General features: G+C 36.6%; 5 protein-coding genes. All 5 read left to right on the plus strand.

Annotated features, from left to right (window positions below; genetic code table 11):
* A partial coding sequence (locus tag AC1DUA_RS30780; protein WP_477503368.1) for an acyltransferase occupies positions 1-454 on the plus strand: 454 nt, incomplete at its 5' end.
* The gene (locus tag AC1DUA_RS30785; protein WP_477503369.1) at positions 454-1734 is read left to right on the plus strand and encodes a glycosyltransferase; all 1281 of its coding nucleotides are present in this window, start codon (positions 454-456) and stop codon (positions 1732-1734) included. The genes AC1DUA_RS30780 and AC1DUA_RS30785, both read left to right, overlap by 1 nt.
* A gap of 11 nt (positions 1735-1745) precedes the next feature.
* Complete coding sequence (locus AC1DUA_RS30790; protein ID WP_477503370.1) at positions 1746-2681, plus strand: DUF1972 domain-containing protein; 936 nt, start codon at positions 1746-1748, stop codon at positions 2679-2681.
* Positions 2682-2696: 15 nt separating this feature from the next.
* Positions 2697-3590 carry a glucose-1-phosphate thymidylyltransferase RfbA gene (gene rfbA / locus AC1DUA_RS30795; RefSeq protein WP_477503371.1) on the plus strand — a complete coding sequence of 298 codons (894 nt, stop codon included), beginning with the start codon at positions 2697-2699 and terminating at the stop codon, positions 3588-3590.
* Between the two features lie 62 nt (positions 3591-3652).
* Positions 3653-4633 (plus strand): hypothetical protein (locus AC1DUA_RS30800; RefSeq protein ID WP_477503372.1); only part of this gene is annotated, 981 nt, incomplete at its 3' end.

A 4633-nucleotide genomic window follows, 5' to 3' on the forward strand; every position in this document is an offset into this window, starting at 1 on the left:
ATCAAAAGAAGGACTTGTATTGGAAGAAAACGTTAAGATAGGGACATATACAAAAATAGCTTGTACAGGAAGTCTGAAAAATATTGGCAAAGGTATAAGAATAGGTGCAAATAGTGGCGTAGGTGACTTCTGTTTTTTTGGTGCAGCTGGTGGGATTGATATTGGTCAAAATGTAATTATGGGTCAAAATGTAAGATTTCATTCTGAAAACCATAATTTTGATAGGCTTGATATTCCTATTAAAGAGCAAGGGGTTACGAATATTGGAATTCATGTTGGCGATGATTGTTGGATCGGTGCTGGTGCTGTTTTTCTGGATGGTGTAAACGTTGGTGAAGGATGTGTAATTGGAGCAAATACACTTGTTAATAAAGATATACCTCCATATAGTGTAGCAGTAGGTAATCCAGTAAAAATAGTAAAGAGTCGATTGTCTATGGGGTTAAAAATTTAATGAATATCTTACACGTTACGCTAGGCCTTCCTCCATTCCGATCAGGTGGATTAACAAAGTATTCAGTAGATTTAATGTTAGAACAACAACGACAATCCCATACTGTTTCTCTTGTTTATCCTGGACATATTTATGGTTTTGGTGGGGTTCGAATTACTGAAAATAATAGTTATAAGAACATTGGTGTATATGAAATAATTAATCCATTGCCAGTACCTCTTCTGGGTGGAATAAAAGGACCGAGTAGATATATTAGGTCAGTAAATAAGGGTGCATACAAAACTTTTCTCAATAAGTTGAAACCTGAGGTCATACACATTCATACCTTTCAAGGGATTCACAAGGAGTTCATCGAAGTTGCTAAGGAATGTGATATACACATCATCTACACTACTCACGATTACTTCGGGATATGTCCTAAAGTCAATTTGATGGATCATCTCGGTAACATTTGTAATGACTACGATTCTGGACTGAAATGTGCTGCTTGCAATGTAAATGGCTACAGTATGTTTAAAATTTTTGTTATGCAATCAGAGTTGTATCGATTGTTAAAAGATTCATCTATTGTTAGGGAAATTCGTCAACGTGAAAAAGGTAAAAATAACCGCGTTCTTAGTGTAAATAAATCAGTTGCAGTTCATACTGCGATGAAAAGTATTCATGGAAATAAATATATAGACTTGAGAAAATATTATATTGAAATGTTTTCCTTAATTGATTTATTCCATTTTAATAGCAGCACTGCAAAGAGTGAGTATGTAAGGTATTTAAACGTCCAAGGGAAAGTAATTCCAATAACACATAGTGATATTCGCGATTCTCGAGTTTCACGAAAATATGAAAACCACAAGCCATTACAAATCGCCTACCTTGGACCGGTAGATCGATATAAGGGCTTTTATTTTGCGCAAAACTCTTTAAATAAATTAAGGGGCGGTAATTGGCACCTACATGTTTATGGAGATTTAGCTAAAGCTGACGCAGATAGTGATCCCAATCATTATACGTTTCATGGAAGATACGGGTATGACGAACTCTCAAGTATCTTTGAACGTACGGATCTCTTAATTATACCGAGTCTATGGAAAGAGACATTTGGGTTTATCGGTCTTGAAGCATTAGCACATGGAGTGCCAATATTGATTTCTGAACATGTGGGGCTACAAGATGTTATTACTCATGGAGAAACTGGTATTGTGTTTAAGGCTGAAGAAAGCGAATTATGTGAACAGATTGCAGCAATAATTGAGGATAGAGAGTTCGCAAACACAAATTAATAAATTGTACTGTGTATATATTGGCCTGCCGGATAGGGCCTTTTTTTTATTTCTATAAAAGGCAATTGGAGAAAATGGGAGTTACTGTTTGCGTAAATCCTGATGGTCACGAATGGAAACGAAGTAAATGGAATGCCGCCATCAAAAAGTATTGGAAAGTGTCAGAAAGCTTAATGGTTAAACATGCAGATCTATTGATCTGTGATTCCAAAGGTATTAAGAGCTACATACAGTCAGAATATAAGTCATATAACCCTAGTACAGCTTTTATCGCGTATGGTGCAGATATCGAAGTATCAAATCTATCAGATGAGTCCGAGAAACTACAAGCTTGGACTGAGCAGTATGGTATTAAAATAAACGATTACTACTTAATAGTAGGAAGATTTGTACCAGAAAATAACTACGAATTAATGATTCGCGAATTTATGAGATCGAATACAAAAAAAGACTTAGTCATTATTACAAATGTTGAACAAAATCAATTTTTCCAAGGTTTATTGGAACGCACGCAATTTAGCGCAGATCTTAGAATAAAATTTGTTGGAACTGTTTACGATCAAGAGTTGTTGAAAAAGATTCGGGAGTTGGCTTATGGTTATTTGCATGGACATGAAGTAGGAGGGACGAATCCTTCTTTACTGGAAGCGTTGGCTTCAACCAAGTTAAATTTGCTACTAGATGTTAATTTTAATAAAGAAGTGGCTTTAGATGGGGCTGTTTATTTCAATAAACAAGAAGGTTCACTCGCGTCTATAGTTAATCAGGTGGATCACTTTTCTCTAGAAGTGATTGCTACTTTATCATACAAAGCAAAACAGCGAATCGATCAAGAATATTCATGGTCAAAAATAGTAAATGAATACGAACAATTCTTCTTAACAACAGAAGTTCAAATGAGAAAAACGTCTGTTATAAAAGAAAGTGCAAAACTCATTAAGCAGTAAAGGAGCTGTTCAATTTTGAAAGGAATTATTTTAGCTGGTGGAAGCGGGACGAGGCTATATCCACTAACTAAAACGATATCGAAGCAATTGCTTCCTATATATGATAAGCCTATGATTTATTACCCGTTATCTGTTTTGATGTTAGCTGGAATCAAAGATATTTTCATCATTTCTACCCCAGAGGACACCCCTAGATTTAAACAATTATTAGGGGATGGTGAAGATATCGGTATTTCTCTTTCTTACTCGGTTCAACCTTCTCCTGATGGGATTGCACAAGCCTTTATTATTGCTGAAGACTTTATTGGTGATGATTCAGTTGCATTAATCTTAGGCGATAATCTATTCTATGGCCACGGCCTTACAGACATGCTTCAAAAGGCAGCTAATCGGAACAGTGGAGCGACAGTGTTCGGTTATTATGTGAATGACCCGGAGCGGTTCGGTGTCGTTGATTTTGATGAGAGAGGAAAGGCTATTTCGATTGAAGAGAAACCAAATATACCTCGCTCGAATTATGCAGTTACTGGACTTTACTTCTATGATAATAAAGTTGTTGAGATAGCCAAAAGAATTAGACCATCTGCTCGTGGTGAACTTGAAATAACCGATATTAATAAAGAGTATCTGCTTCTAGAGCAGTTAAGTGTAGAGATTCTCGGTAGAGGGTATTCCTGGCTGGACTCCGGCACACATGAATCTTTATTACAAGCTTCACAGTTCATTGAGACCATAGAGAAGAGGCAAAGTTTAAAAATAGCCTGTCTTGAGGAAATTGCTTTTAATAGAGGATATATATCACGGGAGCAACTTTTAGATTTGGCGGAGCCTATGATTAAAAATGAATATGGTAAGTATTTACTGAAAATAGCCGACCAGGCACTGAAAAAGAAGCCTATTTATGTCTGATGTGAAAATATAGTGAAAGTTGAAAATATGTTAGAAATGCAAGAAATGAGGATGTACCTATTGTGAAAAAATTTAGACCTTGGATTCAATGGACTATATGGATAGTTAGTTTGGTATCTATCTTATTGTTTTTGACAATAGGATATTTATATTACAAAATTCATTCTATTCAAGTGGAAGATGTGTTGAAGCGACACGCAACCGTTAGTAAAGATCTCGTTGGAGAACAACAAGGGGGGGGAGAAGATAGCAACAAAACAAATTCTAAGAATCTTCCTTCTTTTATTTCATCCCCTGTTGATAAAGCAAATGAATTTGCTTCGAAACCAATTCAATCCCAAGATGCTTTGGATGCAGCGGCTATCTTACTTAAGTCAGGTCTTAGCTTGAAAGAAGTATATTACTTAACTGGTCAGGCCAGTGATAAGCTTTCCAATAATGAGAAACAAAAAATTCGCGACTTACTTCTTTCTAAACTTACAAAGGAGGAAATAGAGTCACTGCGAGCAATTACTACGCCCTACGGTAAGGAGTTAAAAATCCTTGACCCTAGTTATCCAATTGAGTTAATAGGCGTGTATGACCCAGAAGAACGTAAGAAAGTTCTCAATGAGTTGCAAGATAAGGAAAATTCACTGAAAAGCCAGCAAGTTCAGCAGCAGAACAATAAACAAGAGAATGTTGAACATGCAGATGAAGAACAGTTGCCAAATCAAGTCCAGCCTTCCTCTACACCCTCTGGCCAAAAATCTGACCCAACACTTATTGTAGCCTACACCTCCAAGTTAGATTCATTAAAAACCAGCTGTCAAGGCAATATCAACAATCTTGTCTCTGGTGTAGTAAGTGCGAAGAAAGGAAACAAAGATTTAGGTCTTAAAGAGCTACAAAGCATGTTTGTGCAAAAGTTTGTGGATGCGGAGTCGAAGTGTGATACCAGCTTTAATGGGATACTTTCGGATGCGGGGAATGCAGGAATAAGCTCTGGAGAGATTGATGGCTGGAAGCAATCTTATTATTCTATGAAGCAAGCGGCGCAAGGC

This window comes from Paenibacillus sp. 01T422 (assembly GCF_056398785.1).